Source organism: Oceanisphaera ostreae (assembly GCF_042676125.1).
GTDB lineage: Bacteria > Pseudomonadota > Gammaproteobacteria > Enterobacterales > Aeromonadaceae > Oceanimonas > Oceanimonas ostreae.
Genome location: NZ_JBHTJS010000029.1, coordinates 35,401 through 55,296 on the forward strand (window position 1 = coordinate 35,401; position 19,896 = coordinate 55,296).

At 50.8% G+C, this 19,896-nt stretch carries 18 protein-coding genes; 7 read left to right on the forward strand and 11 right to left on the reverse strand.

Annotation, left to right across the window (positions count from 1 at the left end):
* Positions 1 to 100 precede the first annotated feature (100 nt).
* The 4 genes from ACFQ1C_RS07340 to ACFQ1C_RS07355 form a co-directional block, all read right to left on the reverse strand.
* Positions 101 to 1,423: an aminotransferase class III-fold pyridoxal phosphate-dependent enzyme gene (locus ACFQ1C_RS07340; protein ID WP_379557956.1), complete on the reverse strand. Its 1,323-nt coding sequence runs from the start codon at positions 1,421 to 1,423 to the stop codon at positions 101 to 103.
* 209 nt (positions 1,424 to 1,632) lie between these two features.
* Positions 1,633 to 2,913 (reverse strand): 4-aminobutyrate--2-oxoglutarate transaminase, encoded by a 1,281-nt coding sequence (gene gabT, locus ACFQ1C_RS07345; RefSeq protein WP_379557957.1) that lies wholly within the window; start codon positions 2,911 to 2,913, stop codon positions 1,633 to 1,635.
* Between the two features lie 46 nt (positions 2,914 to 2,959).
* Positions 2,960 to 4,366: an APC family permease gene (locus ACFQ1C_RS07350; protein WP_379557958.1), complete on the reverse strand. Its 1,407-nt coding sequence runs from the start codon at positions 4,364 to 4,366 to the stop codon at positions 2,960 to 2,962.
* A gap of 113 nt (positions 4,367 to 4,479) precedes the next feature.
* Positions 4,480 to 5,943 (reverse strand): NAD-dependent succinate-semialdehyde dehydrogenase, encoded by a 1,464-nt coding sequence (locus ACFQ1C_RS07355; RefSeq protein WP_379557959.1) that lies wholly within the window; start codon positions 5,941 to 5,943, stop codon positions 4,480 to 4,482.
* Positions 5,944 to 6,072: 129 nt separating this feature from the next.
* On the opposite strand from ACFQ1C_RS07355, the gene ACFQ1C_RS07360 reads away from it, so the two are divergent.
* Positions 6,073 to 7,011, forward strand: a complete 939-nt coding sequence (locus ACFQ1C_RS07360) for a LysR family transcriptional regulator (RefSeq protein WP_379557960.1) — start codon at positions 6,073 to 6,075, stop codon at positions 7,009 to 7,011.
* Between the two features lie 75 nt (positions 7,012 to 7,086).
* On the opposite strand, the gene ACFQ1C_RS07365 is transcribed toward ACFQ1C_RS07360, so the two are convergent.
* Positions 7,087 to 7,935, reverse strand: coding sequence for a DUF2797 domain-containing protein (locus ACFQ1C_RS07365; protein WP_379557961.1), 849 nt, complete (start codon positions 7,933 to 7,935; stop codon positions 7,087 to 7,089).
* 159 nt (positions 7,936 to 8,094) lie between these two features.
* On the opposite strand from ACFQ1C_RS07365, the gene ACFQ1C_RS07370 reads away from it, so the two are divergent.
* The gene (locus ACFQ1C_RS07370; protein WP_379557962.1) at positions 8,095 to 9,159 is read left to right on the forward strand and encodes an AI-2E family transporter; all 1,065 of its coding nucleotides are present in this window, start codon (positions 8,095 to 8,097) and stop codon (positions 9,157 to 9,159) included.
* 191 nt (positions 9,160 to 9,350) lie between these two features.
* Here the strand turns inward: ACFQ1C_RS07370 and ACFQ1C_RS07375 are convergent, their stop codons facing one another.
* The 3 genes from ACFQ1C_RS07375 to puuE all read right to left on the reverse strand — a co-directional run bounded on the left by ACFQ1C_RS07375 (position 9,351) and on the right by puuE (position 11,369).
* Entirely contained in the window at positions 9,351 to 9,860 is a 510-nt protein-coding gene (locus ACFQ1C_RS07375; protein WP_449290064.1) for an ureidoglycolate lyase, read from the reverse strand.
* A 73-nt stretch (positions 9,861 to 9,933) separates the two neighbouring features.
* The gene (gene uraD / locus ACFQ1C_RS07380) at positions 9,934 to 10,449 is read right to left on the reverse strand and encodes a 2-oxo-4-hydroxy-4-carboxy-5-ureidoimidazoline decarboxylase (RefSeq protein WP_379557963.1); all 516 of its coding nucleotides are present in this window, start codon (positions 10,447 to 10,449) and stop codon (positions 9,934 to 9,936) included.
* The gene (gene puuE / locus ACFQ1C_RS07385; protein ID WP_379557964.1) at positions 10,449 to 11,369 is read right to left on the reverse strand and encodes an allantoinase PuuE; all 921 of its coding nucleotides are present in this window, start codon (positions 11,367 to 11,369) and stop codon (positions 10,449 to 10,451) included. The genes uraD and puuE overlap by 1 nt, the downstream gene beginning before the upstream one ends.
* A 407-nt stretch (positions 11,370 to 11,776) precedes the next feature.
* Between puuE and uraH the strand changes: the two genes are divergently transcribed.
* Positions 11,777 to 12,133: a hydroxyisourate hydrolase gene (gene uraH, locus ACFQ1C_RS07390; RefSeq protein WP_379557965.1), complete on the forward strand. Its 357-nt coding sequence runs from the start codon at positions 11,777 to 11,779 to the stop codon at positions 12,131 to 12,133.
* Between the two features lie 89 nt (positions 12,134 to 12,222).
* A complete protein-coding gene (locus tag ACFQ1C_RS07395; protein ID WP_379557966.1) occupies positions 12,223 to 13,566 on the forward strand; it encodes an NCS2 family permease in 1,344 nt (447 codons plus the stop codon).
* A gap of 211 nt (positions 13,567 to 13,777) precedes the next feature.
* On the opposite strand, the gene ACFQ1C_RS07400 is transcribed toward ACFQ1C_RS07395, so the two are convergent.
* A complete protein-coding gene (locus ACFQ1C_RS07400; RefSeq protein WP_379557967.1) occupies positions 13,778 to 14,110 on the reverse strand; it encodes a DUF3461 family protein in 333 nt (110 codons plus the stop codon).
* Positions 14,111 to 14,330: 220 nt separating this feature from the next.
* On the opposite strand from ACFQ1C_RS07400, the gene ACFQ1C_RS07405 reads away from it, so the two are divergent.
* Positions 14,331 to 14,585: a hypothetical protein gene (locus ACFQ1C_RS07405; protein WP_379557968.1), complete on the forward strand. Its 255-nt coding sequence runs from the start codon at positions 14,331 to 14,333 to the stop codon at positions 14,583 to 14,585.
* A gap of 59 nt (positions 14,586 to 14,644) precedes the next feature.
* Here the strand turns inward: ACFQ1C_RS07405 and ACFQ1C_RS07410 are convergent, their stop codons facing one another.
* Positions 14,645 to 15,055 carry a DUF3461 family protein gene (locus tag ACFQ1C_RS07410; protein ID WP_379557969.1) on the reverse strand — a complete coding sequence of 137 codons (411 nt, stop codon included), beginning with the start codon at positions 15,053 to 15,055 and terminating at the stop codon, positions 14,645 to 14,647.
* A gap of 210 nt (positions 15,056 to 15,265) precedes the next feature.
* Entirely contained in the window at positions 15,266 to 16,597 is a 1,332-nt protein-coding gene (locus tag ACFQ1C_RS07415) for an aldehyde dehydrogenase family protein (RefSeq protein ID WP_379557970.1), read from the reverse strand.
* A gap of 261 nt (positions 16,598 to 16,858) precedes the next feature.
* On the opposite strand from ACFQ1C_RS07415, the gene ACFQ1C_RS07420 reads away from it, so the two are divergent.
* Together ACFQ1C_RS07420 and ACFQ1C_RS07425 are read left to right on the forward strand one after the other, a co-directional pair.
* Positions 16,859 to 18,655 carry a SulP family inorganic anion transporter gene (locus ACFQ1C_RS07420; protein ID WP_379557971.1) on the forward strand — a complete coding sequence of 599 codons (1,797 nt, stop codon included), beginning with the start codon at positions 16,859 to 16,861 and terminating at the stop codon, positions 18,653 to 18,655.
* A 139-nt stretch (positions 18,656 to 18,794) separates the two neighbouring features.
* Positions 18,795 to 19,775 carry an AAA family ATPase gene (locus ACFQ1C_RS07425; protein WP_379557972.1) on the forward strand — a complete coding sequence of 327 codons (981 nt, stop codon included), beginning with the start codon at positions 18,795 to 18,797 and terminating at the stop codon, positions 19,773 to 19,775.
* Positions 19,776 to 19,896 lie beyond the last annotated feature (121 nt).

The following is a 19,896-nucleotide window of genomic DNA, read 5'->3' on the forward strand; positions in this document are numbered from 1 at the left end:
TGGGAATGACGACAAAAACACATAAGTTATGCGTGATTACTTAGCCAGGATCAAAAAAGGACTGCCTGGGCAGTCCTTTGTTTTGATCTTGGCAGCGTACTTACGCTAAATGCTGTTTAATACTGCGCTCAAGAATGCCAATCGTCTGATCAACATGTTCTTTTTCCATGATCAGCGGCGGCGACATGGCAATAGCCTCACCCAGTGAGCGTAGCATCAGACCTTGCTCCCACGCGCTAGTTTGTACCAAGCTGCCGGTAGCACCGGGCTTGCCAGCCAAAGGCTCGAATTCCACCGCGGCAATAAAAGAGTAGTTACGGACATCAATCACTCCGGGTAGCCCTTTTAGGCTGTGCAGGCCTTGTTCAAAGTACTGAGAGATTTCACCATCGGCTGCGCCGCGCTTATATAAATCTTCTTGCTCATACACATCAAGTGTCGCCATGGCCGCCGCACAAGCTAACGGATGCGCCGAGTAGGTGTAACCATGGAAAAACTCTACGCCAGGGCCACTGTTATTAACAATAGCGTCATAAATATGATCTCCCGCCAGTACTGCTCCCATGGGAGCCGCACCATTGGTTAAGCCCTTGGCCGTGGTCATGATGTCGGGGGTCACATCGAATGTTTGGCTGGCAAATACATTACCGGTACGACCAAAGCCGGTGATCACCTCGTCGAAGATCAGCAGAATGTCATGCTGATCGCAGATTTCACGAACGCGTTTCAAGTAGCCTACTGGTGGCGGCAGCACGCCACCTGCACCGGTAATTGGTTCGATAATAACGGCAGCAATACGGCTGGCGTCGTGACGCTGGATCAATGTTTCCAGCTCGTTGGCCTTTTCAATACCGCCATGTAACGGCAGACCATGGGAAAAAGCATTAAGCGTTAAATCCTGAGTGTGGCTTAGGCGATCGTTTGGCAACCACTGGCCGAAAGCTTTGTAGTTATTGGTTAGTCCGGCTACCGAAACACCACCGAAGTTAACCCCGTGGTAAGCCTTCTCTCGGCTAATAAACATCTGCCTGTCGGTGTTGCCTTTGGCGTAGTGATAAGCCATTGCCATTTTAAGAGCCGTGTCTACCGACTCTGAACCCGAGTTGGTGTAAAACACCTTGTTCAGGTTGCCCGGTGCCAGTTGGGCCAGGCGCTCGGATAATTCAAAGGATAATTCATGGCCAAAACCAAAACTTGGAGCGTAGTCCAAAGCCCTAGCTTGCTTCGCTATGGCTTCGGCAATATGAGGATGGCCATGCCCAGCATTACAGCACCACAGTCCCGCCGTCATATCCAGCACCTGGCGCTGATCATCAGTTGTCCAGTACATGCCTTTGGCAGCACTGAGCATACGCGGTTTTTCTTTAAATCCTTTATTGGCAGTAAACGGCATCCAGTGTGCAGCTAAGTTGGTTGCGGTCATGTTGGCACTCCCTCTGAATCTAGATATAACGATGGTGTAATTAAAATGTCACTACAGTGTAAATAAGTAGGTATGTTTGATAAATGACGATGTTTAAATGCTTAGTTTGAACTTCTTCAACCTAATTCCCGATATGCCTTTCCCGTTTATTCAAAAAAAAAGGCGGGCCCAAGGCCCGCCAAATATTAGAGTCTGACGTATTCACTATCTTAAATCAGCTCAGCCAGCACTTGCTCCAGCAAATCCAGACCTTCACCCACCACGTCCAGCGGCGAGGTCAGGGGCGGCAAAAAGCGGATCACGTTGCCACGTACCCCACAAGACAACAGGATCACTCCCTTCTCGACTCCCTTGGCCACAATCGCCTTGGTCAGCTCGGCATTGGGCTGTTCCACATCCCCGTTGTGAATCAGCTCCATCGCCACCATAGCGCCCAGGTTGCGCACCTGGCCGATATGGTGAGGATACTTGGTCTGCAGCTCGCTCAGGCGTTTATTCATCAGCTCACCCAGGGCCAGCGCCTTGTTGCACAGCTGCTCTTCTTCAATGATGTGCAGTACTTCCAGAGCCGCAGCGCAGGCCAGCGGAAAGGCGGCATAGGTGCCACCTAGGCCGCCCGGATTGGCGGCGTCCATGATGTCTGCCTTGCCCACCACGGCAGAAAGCGGGAAGCCACCGGCAATGCCCTTGGCCATGGTCATCAGATCCGGCTCTATGCCGGCGTATTCGGTAGCGAACATCTTGCCGGTACGAGCAAACCCGGTCTGAATCTCATCACAAACCAGCACGATGCCATGCTGATCACAAAGGGTACGCAGCTGCTGCAGGAAGGCCGGCGGAGCCTGATAAAAGCCCCCTTCGCCCTGCACCGGCTCGATGATCAGCGCGGCTACCCGGCCCGGCTCGATATCGCAGTGGAACAGCTCGTCCAACGCCTTCAACGACTGCTCGGCTGTCACACCGTGATACTCGTTCGGGAAAGGCAGGTGATAGATTTCGCTCGGGAAAGGGCCGAAACCCGCCTTATAGGGAGCTACTTTGCCGGTCAGACCCATCGTCATGTTGGTACGACCATGGAAACTACCATTGAAGGCAATAACACCGCTGCGCTTGGTATGGGCGCGGGCAATCTTGACCGCGTTTTCCACCGCTTCGGCACCGGTGGTGACGAAGATAGCTTTCTTGGGAGTCTCGCCCGGCGCCAGTGCAACCAGCTTTTCGGCCAGTTCCACCACACTCTCGTATGGGGTGACCATGGCGCAGGTATGGCTGAAGCGGCCCAACTGCTCAGCCACGGCGGCCTGAATGCGCGGATGGCTGTGACCGGTGTTGACCACGGCAATACCGGCGGCGAAGTCGATATAGCGACGGCCTTCCACATCCCAGATTTCGTTGTTTTTGGCATGGTCGACATACACTGCGGCCATGTTACCCATGCCGCGGGCGAAGACCGCATCTTTACGTTGTTGAAGTTGTTGGTTATTACTCATGATTCTTGCTCCGATTCTGTCAGTGTTAACTATACTGCCGAGTGCCTTATCTCGTACTCGTCGTCGTTGAGAATATGTGGGGGCCTGACGCCTTGCGTTCTTTGCTCATGTTAACCATCAGCAGTAAGCCTACGCCCCACCAGCCTGCAAAAATCAGCCATTCATAAGGCCAGAGCAAGGCCGCCGGCATACCCGGTAAATACAAGGCAACAAACAAGATGCTGAAAAACACCGCAGCCCAACCGATGGCACTGGATTTTCCGGCGCGAAACGGACGTTCCATGTCGGGTTCTGAGCGGCGTAGTCGAACGAAGGCCACGGCAACCAGCGCATAAGCCAGCACGATGGCAAGACCACCCGCATCGACCAGCCAAATCAACATCGGGCGACCCAATAAAGGGGCCAGAGTAGACAGGGTGCCAATGAATACAATGGCATTGACCGGTGTGTGGTAGCGTGCGTGTCGACGGCTAAACCAAGCGGGGATCATCTTGCGTTCGGCCATGGCACAGAGAATACGGCTACCACCGATAATAAAGGAGTTCCAACTGGTGATAATACCCGCCACACCACCCAGAATAAGAATGATACCAAAGGCATTGTGACCAAAGACATGACTCATGGCATCGGCGGTCGGCAGCACCGAACTGATTAACGTTTCGTGATCCAGACCAAATCCGACCGCAAAAATAATGGCCACATACCAGATAACCGCAGCCACGACCGACACGATCAGAATGCGACCGATCGAACGAGGAGGTATTTTCATTTCTTCAGCGGTTTGGGGGATCACGTCGAAGCCAACAAACATGAACGGCGTCATGATGGCCACCGTCAACACGCCGGCCATGCCGCCAATCAGCAAGGGATCCGCGTTCTGGGCACTGCCGTTAACAGACGCACCAAAGATCAGCATCAAGCCGATAATGCCAATGATAATGGTGAGCACCATTTGCAGCAGTGCGGCAAACTTAACTCCCATCAGGTTAACCACGGTAATGAACACCGAGCCGAGCATCCCCACCAATACCCAGGAAGCGTAAACGTCATAACCTTGGATGGAGTAGAGAAACCCTACTTTATAATCAGGAAATATATATTCAATGACGGTCGGCAAGGCCACCGCCTCAAACGAAACTACCGAGATGTACCCCAGAGCTAATGCCCAGGCGGCCACAAACCCCGTCTTGTATCCGATGCCTCGCAGCACATAAATCAAGGCACCGCCCGTGGTGGGCATGGCCGAGGCGAGCTCGGCATAGGCCAGACCGACAAAAATCACCAACACGCCACCTAGCACAAAGGCTATCATGGCTCCAAGAGTACCGGCTTCCATAATCCAGTTGCCTGACAATACCACCCAGCCCCAGCCGATCATGGCACCAAAGGCCAGAAACAACACATCTAACCGGGAGAGTACTTTTTTACTATCTACGCTCTGTTCATTTTTCATTTGGCCGCTTCCCTACAACTATGTCCTTGATAACCTTATGACTATCATATTGTCTGTTCACATCCACCTAGGAGCCGACAGCAAAGCCGCCGGCCCTCTGGTTTATGGGTGGCTTAACGGATGCCGCCCATGCACAGGTATTTAGTTTCCATGTAATCTTCCAGCCCCTGAGAAGAGCCTTCCCGGCCCAGGCCGGATTCCTTGACGCCGCCGAAAGGCGCAATTTCATTGGAAAGAATGCCCTCGTTGATGCCGATCATGCCGTATTCCAGCGCCTCGGCCACTTTCCAAATACGGCGATGGTTTTCGGTAAAGAAATACGCCGCCAAACCGTAAGGCGTATCGTTGGCAATGGCGATGGCTTCGGCGTCATCCTTGAAGCGAATGACGGGTGCCACAGGGCCAAAAATTTCCTGGCGCGCAATCTCCATCTGCTGGGTCACACCAGTCAAAATAGTCGGAGCGAAAAACAGCTTGCCCGCCTCATGGCGCTGACCACCGGTCACTAACGTGGCGCCCTCGGACTGAGCCTGATCGACCATACCGGCAATCTTGTCTATTGCCGCCTGATTAATCACGGGGCCCAGGGTGGTGGTGGCATCTAGGCCATTGCCTACCACCAATTGTTCGACCGCTTCTTTGAAGCGCGCCACAAACGCATCGTGAATACCGTCCTGCACCAGAATCCGGTTGGCACATACGCAGGTTTGACCGGCGTTACGGAACTTTGAAATAACCGCGCCGGCCACCGCTGCATCCAAGTCTGCATCATCAAACACAATAAAGGGCGCGTTGCCTCCTAACTCTAGGCTGAGCTTCTTTATCGTGTTCGCGCTCTGGCTATACAGCAGCTTGCCAACACGGGTAGAGCCGGTGAACGACAGCTTGCGTACGCGGCTGTCATCGGTCAGCACCTTACCGATCTCCGCAGCTTGGCTAGATGTGATCATGTTAATGACACCGGCAGGAATGCCAGCCTGTTCGGCAAGCTCCATCAAGGCCAGCGCCGAATAAGGAGTTTCTTCAGAAGGTTTGAGTACCACGGTACAGCCCGCAGCCAGCGCCGGCGCGACTTTACGGGTGATCATGGCATTGGGGAAGTTCCAGGGCGTAATGGCCGCCACGACACCTATCGGTTGCTGAATACTCAAGGCACGCTTATCATTACTGGGAGCGGCAAAGAGTTTGCCATAGGCCCGTTTTCCCTCTTCGGCATACCATTCAATATAAGAAGCGCCATACAGGACTTCGCCCCGGGTCTCAAACAGCGGTTTGCCTTGTTCCAGAGTCATTAAATGAGCCAGATCTTCCTGGTGCTGCAGGATCAGTTCAAACCAGCGACGCAATACTCGAGCCCGCTCTTTCGGCGTCACTTCACGCCAGCTGACCAATGCAGACTGTGCGGCATCGATGGCGGCGAGGGCTTCACCTTGCCCCATGTCGGGTACCTGCCCCAGCTCTTCACCCGTCGCAGGATTGTAAACGCTAATCGTCTGGCCACTGCTGGCTTGGCACCAGTGACCATTAATGTAGCAGGCATCTTTAATTAAACTTTTATTTACAGAAGAAATACTCATTCTGACTCCGTTTCAAATGTTAATCCAAATATGACGCCACATTGGTCATAAGTTGCCAGCATGTTAACCTGCGGAGCAAAGTTTTATAAATGGCTACATATCAACCTTAACATTGAAGCAGATCAAACTATGAGTCATGCAAACAGGCTAGTACTGGGTCAGATAGGTGATTATGAAATTCGCCTACTCAAATTGTTCAAGACCGTTGTGGAGTGCGGGGGCTTTTCGGCGGCTGAAACCGAACTTAACATCAGTCGCTCAACGATTAGCATCCACATGGCAAACCTAGAAAGCAGGCTTAAGCTCAAGCTGTGTCGCCGTGGCCGTTCAGGTTTTGCGCTGACCGACGATGGTGCCGTTGTTTATGAATCAGCTAAGCGGCTGTTTACTAAGTTGGAAGAGTTTCGCTACTCAGTAAACGAGCTGCATGAACAGCTTAGCGGCGAACTTAAAATTGTTTCTAGCGATAACCTCTGGCTTGAAAACGAGTTTTCCATGGTGGACGTATTTACGCGCCTAGGGGAAGTAGCACCCGAAGTGAATGTGAGCGTGGATGTCGCACACATGAGCGAAATAGAGCGGCGCGTGTTGAGTGAAGATGCCGATATCGGCTTTATTCATTATCACAGAGATCTGGAAGGGCTGGATTATCAGCATCTCTATCAGGTGCATTGTTTTCTGTACTGCAGCGACACGCATCCTCTGTTTAACGAACAGGACCCGGCAGCACTGGAACAAAATCTGACGGATACCAAGTTCATTCATCCGGGTATTTATACCAACCCGGAGGCCAGTGCCCAGGTGAGCGGTCTGAAACGTGCCGGGCGCGCCTATCATTACGAACCCAGGGCGGCGCTGATATTGTCTGGTCACTATATTGGTTTTTTGCCCGAGAGCTTCGCGCGGCGCTGGGTAGAGCAGGGTCGTATGAAAGCAATATTACCGGAGCAAAAAAGCCACCACTTAAGTATTGCCGCCATTACCCGCAGCCAGGGCCGGCAAAGTCGCTTGAAGGATCTCTTTTTACAGCTACTGGCAGAACAAGCCGCAGCAATTACGGCGCCTTGAGTATCTTACCCATAAAAAATCCGGCATTACCGCCGGATTTTTTATTAACTCAAAGTGGCGCCGTAATTTATGCGCTTAATTAAAAGTAACTTCGTAACCTGTAAACTTACGCAAGTTGATAACGCCGGTGTCTAACATTAGATATTGCCCCTTAATACCCTGCAATACGCCGGATACCACTGGATTTTTATCAAAGTTATGGCTAACTATTTTGCTGGGGTACTCCAGCACCGGATAAACGAGTTCGACTATCGACTCATCCAATACCGTGATCGATTTTTCGCCGTAGCTCAGTAGTAAATCATCTATTTTTTGCTGTATTTCAGGCAGCAAACGCGCCGCTTCAGTCTTTAAATCGATATCCGCTTCGCCGCCTTTCAGCATGGTGCGCCAATTGGTTTTATCCGCCACCATCTCGGCGAGCGCCACTTCGACCAAGCCAGAGAGCTGGCGAGTCGCCACCCGTAAAATAGGTAATGCTTGAGTCGCACCTTGATCAATCCAGCGGGTGGGCACTTGAGTGTGGCGGGTAATACCGACCTTCAAGCCCGAGGTGTTCGCCAGATACACAATATGCTCAACCATACAATGCTGTTCACCCCATTCGGGCTCGCGGCAAGTGCCGGCAAAGTAATGGCAGGTTTCTGGCTTCATGATACACATGTCGCACCGCGCCAAGCTTCTCATGCAGGGAAAGCAATGTCCCTGAGCGTAGCTTTTATTGGTTTTACGGCTACAGGCATTACAGTAAATGTTGCCGGTATGGGTCAGTGTAATTGGCTGCCCTAAACGCGCAGTGAGATTGACGCGGTGCTCACCCAGCGCCAGCTGATAGTTGATGGGAGCAGCCAGCTGGGCTGGCATTTTAATAAGGGTACCGGTGACGGGTAGGTCGGCTAACGGTATATCTGTGCGATTGCTCATGATTTTTATTATTAGTAATGAATTTGTCGACAACTGTAACAGCCACCGTCCCGCAACGCACCTCGCTATGCTGGCGCAAATGATTTGCAGCCAGGTTGGTAGCCTATTATCTTATCTTTGCTTACTATCAAGCTACCCCCTACTTAGGACTTTAGATCTATGCGCGAAAAACTCGAGCAACGTTCGTTTCTGTTTGTTTTGCTGTTAGTCAGCTTGTTGTTCGTATTGCTGCTTAAGCCTTTTTGGGGTGCCATTTTTTGGGCGTGCGCCATCAGCGTTATTTTTAATCCGTTGCAAGACCGCATTTTGCGCCTTATTGGCCATAAACCTAACCGTGCCGCCCTACTTACCTTAGTTATTTGTGTGGTAATAGTTGTACTGCCTATCTTGCTAATTGCCGCTTCTTTTATTCAGGAAGGACTCGCTCTTTATCAAGGTATTGATAAAGGCGAAATCAATCCCTCAGACTGGTTAGAGCAAATGCGCCATGCCTTTCCTATGGTGCCAGAGCTGTTTGATCGCGTGGGGATAGACCTAAGTAGTGCTCGCGAAACCTTGGCTAAAGGTGCGGTATCTACTAGTAAAATCATGGCAGAAAAAGCCTTAGGCGCCGGCCAAATGACCTTCGGCTTTATTATGAATACCGCGTTAATGCTGTATTTAACCTTCTTCTTATTACGTGATGGGCGCCAGCTCATTGAATTGTTGGTAAAAGCATTGCCACTGGGCGATGCCCGCGAGCGTAAGCTATTTTCTAAATTTTCGGAGGTCACTCGCGCCACAGTAAAAGGCAACATAGTAGTGGCCATGGTACAAGGCGCGCTGGGTGGCTTTATTTTTTGGTCACTCTCGCTGCCCGGCCCGCTATTGTGGGGAGTAGTAATGGCCTTTTTATCGTTGATCCCAGCCGTAGGCGCGGCCTTGGTATGGCTGCCCGTAGCATTATATCTGTATGCCACTGGCGAGTGGGTATCAGCTTCTATATTGATGGCCTTTGGTGCGCTAGTAATCGGCCTAGCTGATAATGTGTTACGCCCGTTATTGGTAGGCCGCGATACTAAGCTACCCGATTACTTAGTGTTATTTTCTACCTTGGGCGGTATTAGCCTAATGGGCATTAATGGCTTTGTAATTGGCCCGCTGGTGGCGGCGCTATTTTTGGTGGTGTGGGACATTTTTATGCGGGAATTTAACGACGAAGATCCGTACGAAGAGCAGCCGTAAGCTGTCAGAAAGAGCAGTAAAAAAGGCCGTACGTTTAACGCTGTATGCCTTACGTTAGACAGCCCGCCCTTTGGTGAGCGGTACGCTTTAAGCCATACGGCGTATAGCGTACAGCGTTCTTTTAAGGGCATTAAAAAAGCCTCTTGCTGTGGGCAAGAGGCTTTTTATATTTATAACGCGATTCGCGGTTATTAGTCTAGCTCAACGCTAAGCTGGATGGCTTCGTCAAAGAAGAACTCATCGCAGTTGTTGCCTGGACCGGTGCGATCGACCACTAAAAACTCGTCGTCATCGCGCAGTGCCATAATCGGGTGGTGCCATACGTTTCTGTGATAGTTCACGCCTTGGCGAGAATTAGCACGAAACGCACGCACTGTGCTTGGATCAATGTTCAAGCTACCGTCGCCCACTGGGGCAACCACTAGCAAAAACTCGTGACCAAACAGAGGAATAAAAGACTGTGAGCCAAAAGGATGACGTTCTAGCATTTTAACTTGCAGCGGATATTCCAGCGTTTTAGCGCGGAAGATGCTGATAATACCCTGGCCATCTTCGTCCAGCTGCACTTCACCTAAGTTGTGATAACGCTGGGTTGAACCGTTGTTAATCATGAAGTGGTCACGGCCTTCAGACTCAATTACGTCGCCAAAAGGGGCAAACGCTTCTTTAGTCAACGGCTCTATTGTAAGAGTCTTGATCATTACTGCCTCCAAAATTCATTAAAACGGGGTGTCTAGCACCCCGTATTTTATTACATATTAAACAGCTTCTGTATTACATGGCGCTTAAACGAAATTCGCCTATCTTATTAATTTCTTTTACCGCTCGGGCAAATTCAGTGTCGTAGTCGTTATGAATACGCTCTTCGAATGCTGCTAAAATCTGGTGACGGTCTGAACCTTTTACGGCCATGATGAAAGGAAATTGGAATTTTTCCTTATAGGCATTGTTCAGCTCGGTGAAACGGGCAAATTCTTCTGCGTTACACTCACTGATGCCAGCACCGGCTTGTTCGCTGGTAGAAGACGCGGTTAATTCGCCACGTTGAGCCGCTTTACCCGCTAAATCGGGGTGAGCGTTAATGAGAGCGAGCTGTGCTTGTTTGTCAGCATTGCTCATCACTGCAGCCATACGGCTGTGTAGTTGAGCAATATTATCATCTTCTGCGGTTAGGCCTTGATCAAACGCTTGCTCGGCCACCCAAGGTGAGTGCTCATAAACATCGGCGAATGCAGCTACAAATTCGTCGCGGCTCATGGTGCTAGGCGTACAGGTAGTAAAACGGCTCATTACTTGTTTCCTTCATAAGGGTGGTTCTCATACCAGTGGTTGGCAATATCGATGCGACGAGTAAACCACACATGGTCGTGGCTACGGGCATACTTAATAAAACGCTCGAGGCCTGCCATACGACCGGGGCGACCCAATATGCGACAATGCATACCAATAGAAAGCATCTTGGGCGCTTCTGCTCCCTCTTCATACAATACGTCGAAAGAGTCTTTTAGATACTGGAAGAACTCTTCACCGTTGTTGTAGCCATTCAGGCCAAAGCGCATGTCGTTGGTGTCCATAACGTAGGGGATCACCAAATGACCTTCGCCTTGGTTGTCTACCCAGTAAGGCAGGTCATCGGCGTAAGAGTCTGAATCGTATAAGATGCCTTTATCTTCCATAACTATCTTACGAGTGTTAGGGCTATCGCGGCCGGTATACCAGCCTTGTGGACGCTGGCCACACACGCGTTCAAAGATTTCCATGGCCTTGTTAAAGTGCTCACGCTCTTCTTCTTCGCTCATAAACTGATAGCTGATCCACTTATAAGCGTGAGAGCAGATTTCGTGGCCTTCAGCCATAAATGCCTTAGCCAGATCAGGATAACGCTCAAGAGCGGTCGCTACGGCGAAAATAGTCATGGGAATGTTGTAGCGTTTGAATAAACGCATTAAACGCCACACACCGGCGCGGCTACCGTATTCGTAGATAGACTCCATACTCATGTGGCGTGCGTTAGGAAAGGCAACTGCGGTAGGCATTTCAGATAGGAAGGCTTCAGACTCGCCATCACCGTGCAATACGTTACGCTCACCACCTTCTTCGTAGTTCAGTACAAAGTTAATAGCAATACGGGCCTTATTTGGCCACTGAGGATGTGGTGGATTAGCACCATACCCAGCGAGATCGCGGGGATAGTCGGTTTTTTGGCTCATCAGAGAACTCCTTGCAACGCAGGTTAAGATACCAGCCGAGACAAGATTTGTGGGGGGCTGGCCAGTCGAATATCGACTTTATTGTATACAATAAAATAGATATATGTAAATTACAAGTTTGCTTTTTGTATAAGATCTTACAGCTGATCTTGCTTTGAGCCTCTAAAGCAAAGACAATCTCTGCTCATCAAGATGACGACTTTGCCATTAGTCGCAGCAAAAAATGTGACCCAACAGTCAACTTTATGTTAATGAAATGTAGACATGAAATATTATCTTGATGTAAAATTAGTTCTGTCATCGCCACTTCTGCAATGAACTACGCCAATATGCCGTAGGTAATCAAGGGATGTGAAGGCAGTGCCTTGAAATAATGTAGACGCATAACACGCGCAAGGTAACTGAAAATGGGAAAGTTAACGACACATATACTCGACGCCTCTAAAGGCAAACCAGGTACCGACATTAAAATTGAGTTGTACCGCGTTGAAGAAGGTGAAAAAACCACTTTAATCAACACCGTATACACCAACAGCGATGGCCGTACCGATGCACCGGTGCTGGAAGGCACCGACTATGTAGCCGGTAAATATCAGTTGGTTTTCCACACTGGTACTTACTTGCGCAAGCAAGGTGTTGAGCTGTTAGAACCAGCCTTCTTGGATGACGTTGTTATCCGCTTTGGTTTGGCTGCAGATCAAGAGCACTACCATGTACCCCTGCTAATCTCACCCTATAGCTACTCTACTTATAGAGGCAGCTAACAGGTAGAAGGCAGCACCTGTCAATGCCGACGCTGGGAACCTCGTTCGGCATTGACAGTTTGCCATTTAAACTATCGAGGACTCCGGCTATGGACAATGCCAAAAATGAAATAACCCAGCAAGAGACTGTTCAGTCTGCAAGCATGCTGGAAAAACTGTTTAAGTTAAAAGCGCATGGTACCTCGGTAAAAACTGAGTTGGTGGCCGGTTTAACCACGTTTATTACCATGGCCTACATCATTTTTGTTAACCCTAATATTATGGCCGCCTCGGGCATGGATGCAGGCGCCGTGTTCGTAGCAACCTGTATCGGCGCCGCCATTGCCACACTGTTTATGGGGCTGTACGCCAACTGGCCAGTAGGCTTAGCTCCAGGTATGGGCCTTAACGCTTTTTTTGCCTTCACCGTAGTAGGTGAAATGGGTTATAGCTGGGAGATAGCACTGGGTGCTGTGTTCTGGTCTGGCGTGATTTTTACCGCCATGAGTTTTTGGAAAATTCGCGAATGGGTGCTCGACGCCATTCCCGAATCACTTCGCTTCGCTATGACCGCAGGCGTGGGCTTATTTCTGGGTCTGATCGGTCTTAAAACTGCCGGCATCGTCGTTCCTAGCCCAGCCACCATGGTCACCTTGGGCGACATGACCCAACCCAGCGCTTGGCTGGCTGCCGCCTGCTTCCTCGTTATTTCTATTCTCGCCTATCGCAAGATATTCGGCGCAGTACTAATCGGCGTGATCGGCGTGACACTGGCAGGCCTGCTGATGGGCATAGTGGAATATAACGGTGTGTTCGCCATGCCGCCCAGCATAGCACCCACCTTTATGAAGCTGGATATTATGGGCGCGCTGGATGTGGGCATGATCACCATCATATTGTCGTTTTTGTTCGTGAACATGTTCGACACCGCCGGCACTCTGATGGGCGTGGCCGAACGCGCCAATTTACGTAACCCAGACGGATCGATTGAAGGGTTGAAAAAGTCACTTAAAGCCGACAGTGCCTCTTCGGTTATCGGGACCTTCGTGGGCTGCCCACCGGTAACCAGCTATGTAGAAAGTGCTGCGGGTGTAGCGGCTGGTGGTCGCACCGGTCTGACCGCCGTGACCATTGCCATCTTGTTCCTGTTTTCCATGTTTCTAGCACCGCTGGCAGGCATGATTCCAGCCTACGCCACCGCCGGCGCCTTACTCTACGTGGCTTTCGCCATGATGAGCAGTCTGGCTAAGATAGAGTGGGACGATTACACCGAAATGGCACCCGCAGCCATTACCGCCTTGATGATGCCACTGACCTTTTCGATTGCAAACGGTATTGCCATGGGCTTTGTTAGCTACGCTATCTTAAAGTTGGCTACGGGTCAGGCGAGTAAGGTCTCGGTCGGCGTCTATGTACTGAGCGTTGTCTTCATCGCCAAGTTTATTTATATGTAAGCTTATTGCTGACGTTTTAACAAAAAAACCACCGCTTGATGCGGTGGTTTTTTTGTTATTAGAATCAGCACCTTAGCCACGACACGGTCGATTGTCATATACAGCGTTTGGGGGCTTCGCCACAACGAACGATGTAAGTCGGTGATAAGGCTATTTATTAGACCTTATAGTAGTGTAGCCAAATAGATCGGTTATTTAATTCGATTGGCTATTATAGGCTTGCCAAACGCTGGCGAATCTCTTCCATCTTGGCGTGCATCACCTGCTCTAGATTGGTCAGGTTTTCGGCAATAGCGAGCTTGGCGTCGGTTGTCGATGGCTCTTCTCCCAGTAACAAGTGGAGTTCGCTCAAGGCTTGTCCCAATACGGTCTTGTCGTCTTGGTGTGAAAAGCCAAACTTGAGGCTCGCCGGCTGACAACCGTCCTGTGCTGGATGAAAATAGATCTTCAGCTGATCTTCAGTCGATGTATGACACACTTTGAATCGCGCAATGGCGCGGGTATTTTCGATACCCATGGCGATTAAGGTTGGAAAATCAGACATATTACGACCCCACTTGCAGATGAAATACACTATAAATTTACATACCATTAACAACCATCTACATTAATGCTCACGCGTATTATTGGCTAGGGCCAGAATTCATTTCAACATAAGACCAGCGCGCTGGCACCAGTGTTACGGCTAAGATGGCTCTAACGAAGACCGAGCAGGCATTCTAGATTGCTATTCATACATCAGCCAAATAGCCACAGGAGTTTCCATGTCAAAGAAGACAACTACGCTGAACATTGCATTGGATCACGACACTACCCTTTTGTTTGCCGAGTACGAGACCCTGACTCGAGTCACACCAGAGGTGTATGTACAGCAATTGATCGAAAAAACAATGCCGACCCTGGAGGCCATGGTAAGTGCCTTACATGAGGCCAATGGCGATGAAGAAGTGGTAATGGAGTTATTTGGCAAGAAAATGGCGGAGTCAATGTTAAAGCAACGGCAAGCTCTGGCATCCTGATGCCTGCCAAATGAAAATTAGAGGGATAAACAAGGGCGGCCCAGCCACCCTTCTGTTTTTTATTGCAATGCTTCAATCTGGTGACGCAACTCTGCTAGCTTCGCCTTCATCACCGCTTCCATATGCTCCAAATCCGCTAGTAACTGCTGCTTAGTGTTCTGGAGTTCATCGGAAATCGCCGGTTCGGCTGCTGGTTTGAGTAATTGTTGTAATTCAGCCACTGCCTGGCGCAATAGTGGACTGGTGTCTTCTAACTGATGCCAAGCTTCGGTTTTCTGAAACTCGACCGCGACCCTAGCTTTAGCTCGAGCATAGGTAAACTTCTTACTGCGCGACAATAAGGAGCCGCTCGGTCGGCGATAGTATATTTTTAGTACGTCTGCTCTGGCCTCGCGGCGCAAGCTGTAACGACTGATATTATCGAAAGAGGTGATCCCCATCTGTTCCAGAGTTGGATACTTTGTTGTCATTTTTTCGCCCAATCATTTGATATTAATGAAAAGAAGCTACAGCCAAAAGGCTGTGGCAGGGTATTGCACTCGGGGGCCACTCCGTGACAGTCAAGAATAGATCGAGCCATACTTAGCGAGAAAACGTGAGCAATACATGTGTCGGTAGTATAACCGAGCTCCACCAGCAAATAACAGGACCAGATATAGCGTCAAACTGGCACCAGAGCGTCAGGCAGACACCCGTAGCGTCTTGGTATGACAAAAAGCTCTGATACTAAAATGACCTTCCGCCATCAGTCCGGATTGGGATCGATAACCTTTATCCTGACAAGGCTCTCTGTTGATCAGGCAGGTACCAAACGGCAACTGCCGTGCTAGCTGCTCTCCTTGGGCAATATTTCGCGTCCAGATACTAACAGTGCCATCGGGGCCTAACCCCTGACACATGTCGATAATCGCCTCCACGTTGGGGGCTCGAAGCACGCAGGCCAAAGGCCCGCTCAGTTGTTGGCGAAATACCGTCATCTGAGGATGCACCCAATCCAGTAGCGAGGCGGGATAATACCAACCCGCTCCTGCCGGTAACTCGCAGCCCACGACAGCCTGAGCGCCATCCGCCAGCGCCGCTTGTACCTGAAAATGCAATTCATCTCGTTGCATCTGAGTGGCCAAGGGTCCTAGGGTTGACACAAGCTGCTCCGGGTCGCCCGGCTGCCACTCGGCTAGCTGAGCCGACAGTTTGGTCACAAAGCTATCGGCAATGCCCGGCGCCACCATAAACCCCCGCGCCGCATGCCCCAGCTGACCGGCGTTACGAAAGCGCGAGCGCAGCGCCGCCGCTACCGCCAAGTTCAGGTCTGCATCATCCAAAATCACATGTAGCTCTGTTTCATCCAGCTCTAGCACTATCGGTTTCAGTTGCTGTCCGGCCAGTGCGGCCACCCGACTGGCGTCTTCCCGATTTCCACTGAACGCCAACGCTTTTACTCTGGTGTCGATAATCAGGCTAGCGACCTGTGGCTTGGTAATCAGTAGACTGAACACCAGTCCGTTGGGCGCGTCTGCCTCCGTCAGCAGAGATTCGATTTCACGGGCACACAGCGGTAGATTTTCGGCCAATTTCAGCAACACGGCATTGCCCGCCATCAGCGTCGGAGCCAACACACGAAACACCTGCCATAAGGGAAAACGCCAAGAGCTAAGCAGCAGTACGCTGCCCATGGGTTCGAAGGTATTCATGCTCCGCGCCAGCGGCAACATGGCCGGTCCTTGAGTCGCAAAATAGTTACATTCCAAGGCACAGCGGTCCACCTCCGCCAGTGCTTCGTTTAGCAACTTGCCCATTTCTCGCGTCATACACATCGCCAATCGTTCTCGATTGGCCGACAGCAGAGATGCCAGTCGATTCAGCAGGGCGCTACGATCAGATACACTGCTCTGTCGCCATGTTTGTGCGGCCAGCTGGCTCTGCTGTACCCGCTGCTCAAGTTCGGCAGCCGACAGCGTATTCAGGCGTGTTACTTCGGTCCCGGTCGCCGGGTGATACGAGATAAAGGCCATAATATTTCTCCCAGCTTCCTTGTCTAGGGTGCCAAACGATATATCCATTTCGGCGAGGTATGGTGCCACCGATGATATAATAAAAAAGCGTAGCTTAAGCGATCACCGCAGGCTCGAGTAAAAGTCACACCTTGATATGACGTTAGCCAGATACGAACGGTGTGGCAAAGGCCAGTTACCCTCGTTCGATAGATCCAAATTTTATCGCCCGCGGCCTATGATCTAGATAGTAAGCATGCAACAACACAAGGAAGAGCAACCATGCCAAACCAAACTAAGGGGAAATCAAAAGTGTGGACCCGCATGCTGCCATTTTTGCAGTGGACACCTTTAGTTAATGGCGCCAGCCTGCGCGCCGACGCTCAAGCGGGATTAACCAATGCCATTATTGTGCTGCCTCAGGGTGTAGCCTATGCGCTGATTGCCGGCTTACCCCCAGAATATGGGCTTTATGCCGCCATTATACCGGCCATTATTGCCGCTTTATTTGGCTCGTCTTGGCATTTAATTTCTGGCCCCACTGCCGCTATGTCAATTGTGGTATTTACCTCGGTGAGCCCACTGGCCACACCGGGTACCGCCGAGTTTATTGCCCTCGCGCTAACGCTGACCTTAATGAAAGGGGTGTTTCAGCTGGTACTCGCCTCGGCTCGGCTGGGGGTACTGGTTAACTTTGTTTCCCACTCGGTGGTAATTGGTTTTACCGCTGGGGCCGCCGTGGTGATAGTGGTGAGTCAGCTACAGAATTTACTAGGGCTATCGCTGCATACCAAGGGCACCTTTACCGATAACGGCTGGCAAGTACTTAGCCATTTATCCAGTGCCGACCCTTATAGTCTGGCGGTGGGGCTTACCACTGTGCTTGGCTGTGTGCTAATTAAGAAGCTGCTTCCTCGCTGGCCCTATATGTTGATGGCCTTAGCTCTGGCCAGTGGCTTGGCCTTTATATTGGACCCCACTCAACAGCAGATCGCCATGGTGGGCGCGATTCCCGCCAGCCTGCCGCCGTTTAGTATGCCCGACTTAAGTTTTAGCAACATTAGCGCTTTATCATCTGGAGCCTTGGCCATTAGCTTGCTGGGCTTGGTAGAAGCGTCGTCGATTGCCCGAGCTATCGCCAGCCGCTCTCACCAACGCCTTGATGATAATCAAGAGTTTATCGGTCAGGGCTTGTCGAACGTAGTGGGCGCTTTCTTTTCTTGTTATGCCTCTTCCGGATCATTTACTCGCACCGGCGTTAACTTTACCTCTGGTGCTCGCACGCCGATGGCGGCCATTTTTGCCGCCGGTTTTCTGTTGCTCATACTACAACTGTTCTCTGGCATGACCGCCTGGTTACCCATACCTGCTATGGCCGGTTTATTGTTGGTAGTGGCTTGGAATTTGATCGACTTTCACCATATCAAGCTGATTGTTCGCGCCGCCAAGTCCGAAACCACCGTGCTGATCGCCACCTTTGCAGCCACCTTATTAGTCGCCCTAGAGTTTGCCATTTATGCGGGGGTAATCTTGTCGCTGGTGTTCTATCTGAAACGCACCTCCACGCCGCGTATTGTTTCTATCTTGCCGGACCCGGATGCCAAGCATCCGGTATTTGTTAGTGCCGAAAACAAACGTCTCCCTTATTGTCCTCAACTACGCATTGTTCGTATCGAAGGCTCGTTATTTTTTGGCGCCGTAAATCATGTACAGGAATACCTGCAAAACATTCGCGAGCCTAGATTATTAATCGTGGGTAACGGCATGAACTTCGTGGATATAGTGGGAGCACAAATGCTGTTGCAGGAGTCAATACGCCGACAAGCGGCGGGAGGCGGTCTCTATCTATGCAATTTGAAAGAAGGCGTGGTGCGCACGCTCAAGCGCAATAACTTAATGGAGCGACTAGGAGAAGATCATATTTTTACCAACAAAGGCCAAGCAATACATCGCATTTACGATCATCTGGACCCAGAAATTTGCAAAACCTGTACTGCCAGAATATTTCAAGAATGTCATATTGCACCACCGAGTAAAAATATCACCGTCGACCAACCTAACGCGCACCAAAAAGCTTAACTCTTTTGGGTTGTTCTATCACTGGCGCTGGCTACATGAACCCGTGCCAACTGGCCCCTGCTCGATTCGATCGCGGCAGATACACTGTTAACACTTTGTTTACTTAATGTCGCCGCCGCCAACGAACGAGGGCAGAACCATGACTAGTCTAATTCACGACCACCCCAGCCGGCTTGTGTCGGTTCGCGAGCTGTTTAATATCGACTCCGACTTCAAGGTGCCGGTATTCGAGCACAAAGACGAACATGTCCCCGATATCGACCCAGCCTATTGTTTCAATCCTGATGTCACCATGGCCATTCTCGCCGGCTTTACTCGCAATCGGCGGGTACTAATTCAGGGACTGCATGGCACCGGCAAGTCGACCCATATCGAACAGGTAGCCGCTCGACTGAACTGGGCCTGCGTACGGGTAAATCTGGACGGCCATATCAGCCGCCTCGATCTGGTGGGTAAAGACACCATAGTGCTGAAAGACGGTAAGCAGATCACCGAGTTTCAGGAAGGCATAGTGCCTTGGGCCTTGCGCCGTCCGGTGGCGCTCGTTTTTGATGAGTTTGATGCCGGTCGTCCGGATGTGATGTTCGTGATCCAGCGGATCTTGGAACAGGATGGTAAATTCACTCTGCTCGATCAAAATCAAGTCATTACCCCCCATAGTCACTTCAGACTGTTTGCCACCGCCAATACCGTGGGTCTGGGTAACGTCAACGGCCTATATCACGGCACCCAGCAGGTTAACCAAGCACAAATGGACCGCTGGAACATAGTGGCTAGCCTCGATTATCTGCCGCGAGAAGACGAAATCAGCATAGTGCAGGGCAAGGTGCCTTGTTATGCAGACGAGCGAGGCCATCAACTGATCAGCACCATGGTTGCGGTAGCAGAATTAACCCGAAGCGGCTTTGCTGCCGGCGATCTCTCTACCCTAATGTCACCACGCACTCTGATCGCCTGGGCCGAAAATACCGAGATCTTTGGCGACCCCGCGCTGGCATTCCGGCTATCGTTTCTCAATAAGTGTGACGAGGCGGAACGCCCCTTGGTAGCCGAGTATTATCAGCGCTGTTTCGATCAGGAACTGGATGAATCTAGGTCACTCAAACTGTCCCTGATGTAGTTCATATGCCCGGATTGAACTGGTAATTATAAAGGTAGCAATCCGGAGCCTGCCGTGCGGTGGAAAAGCGGTTGGCGGCTCCGGCTCGTCGTCCATCATGTAGATGGTCGGCTACCAATCT

Coding starts and splice junctions, on each gene's coding strand:
- ACFQ1C_RS07340 (WP_379557956.1), bottom strand. CDS start 1,423: ATGACCGCAACCAACTTAGCTGCACACTGGATGCCGTTTACTGCCAAT.
- gabT (WP_379557957.1), bottom strand. CDS start 2,913: ATGAGTAATAACCAACAACTTCAACAACGTAAAGATGCGGTCTTCGCC.
- ACFQ1C_RS07350 (WP_379557958.1), bottom strand. CDS start 4,366: ATGAAAAATGAACAGAGCGTAGATAGTAAAAAAGTACTCTCCCGGTTA.
- ACFQ1C_RS07355 (WP_379557959.1), bottom strand. CDS start 5,943: ATGAGTATTTCTTCTGTAAATAAAAGTTTAATTAAAGATGCCTGCTAC.
- ACFQ1C_RS07360 (WP_379557960.1), top strand. CDS start 6,073: ATGAGTCATGCAAACAGGCTAGTACTGGGTCAGATAGGTGATTATGAA.
- ACFQ1C_RS07365 (WP_379557961.1), bottom strand. CDS start 7,935: ATGAGCAATCGCACAGATATACCGTTAGCCGACCTACCCGTCACCGGT.
- ACFQ1C_RS07370 (WP_379557962.1), top strand. CDS start 8,095: ATGCGCGAAAAACTCGAGCAACGTTCGTTTCTGTTTGTTTTGCTGTTA.
- ACFQ1C_RS07375 (WP_449290064.1), bottom strand. CDS start 9,860: ATGATCAAGACTCTTACAATAGAGCCGTTGACTAAAGAAGCGTTTGCC.
- uraD (WP_379557963.1), bottom strand. CDS start 10,449: ATGAGCCGTTTTACTACCTGTACGCCTAGCACCATGAGCCGCGACGAA.
- puuE (WP_379557964.1), bottom strand. CDS start 11,369: ATGAGCCAAAAAACCGACTATCCCCGCGATCTCGCTGGGTATGGTGCT.
- uraH (WP_379557965.1), top strand. CDS start 11,777: ATGGGAAAGTTAACGACACATATACTCGACGCCTCTAAAGGCAAACCA.
- ACFQ1C_RS07395 (WP_379557966.1), top strand. CDS start 12,223: ATGGACAATGCCAAAAATGAAATAACCCAGCAAGAGACTGTTCAGTCT.
- ACFQ1C_RS07400 (WP_379557967.1), bottom strand. CDS start 14,110: ATGTCTGATTTTCCAACCTTAATCGCCATGGGTATCGAAAATACCCGC.
- ACFQ1C_RS07405 (WP_379557968.1), top strand. CDS start 14,331: ATGTCAAAGAAGACAACTACGCTGAACATTGCATTGGATCACGACACT.
- ACFQ1C_RS07410 (WP_379557969.1), bottom strand. CDS start 15,055: ATGACAACAAAGTATCCAACTCTGGAACAGATGGGGATCACCTCTTTC.
- ACFQ1C_RS07415 (WP_379557970.1), bottom strand. CDS start 16,597: ATGGCCTTTATCTCGTATCACCCGGCGACCGGGACCGAAGTAACACGC.
- ACFQ1C_RS07420 (WP_379557971.1), top strand. CDS start 16,859: ATGCCAAACCAAACTAAGGGGAAATCAAAAGTGTGGACCCGCATGCTG.
- ACFQ1C_RS07425 (WP_379557972.1), top strand. CDS start 18,795: ATGACTAGTCTAATTCACGACCACCCCAGCCGGCTTGTGTCGGTTCGC.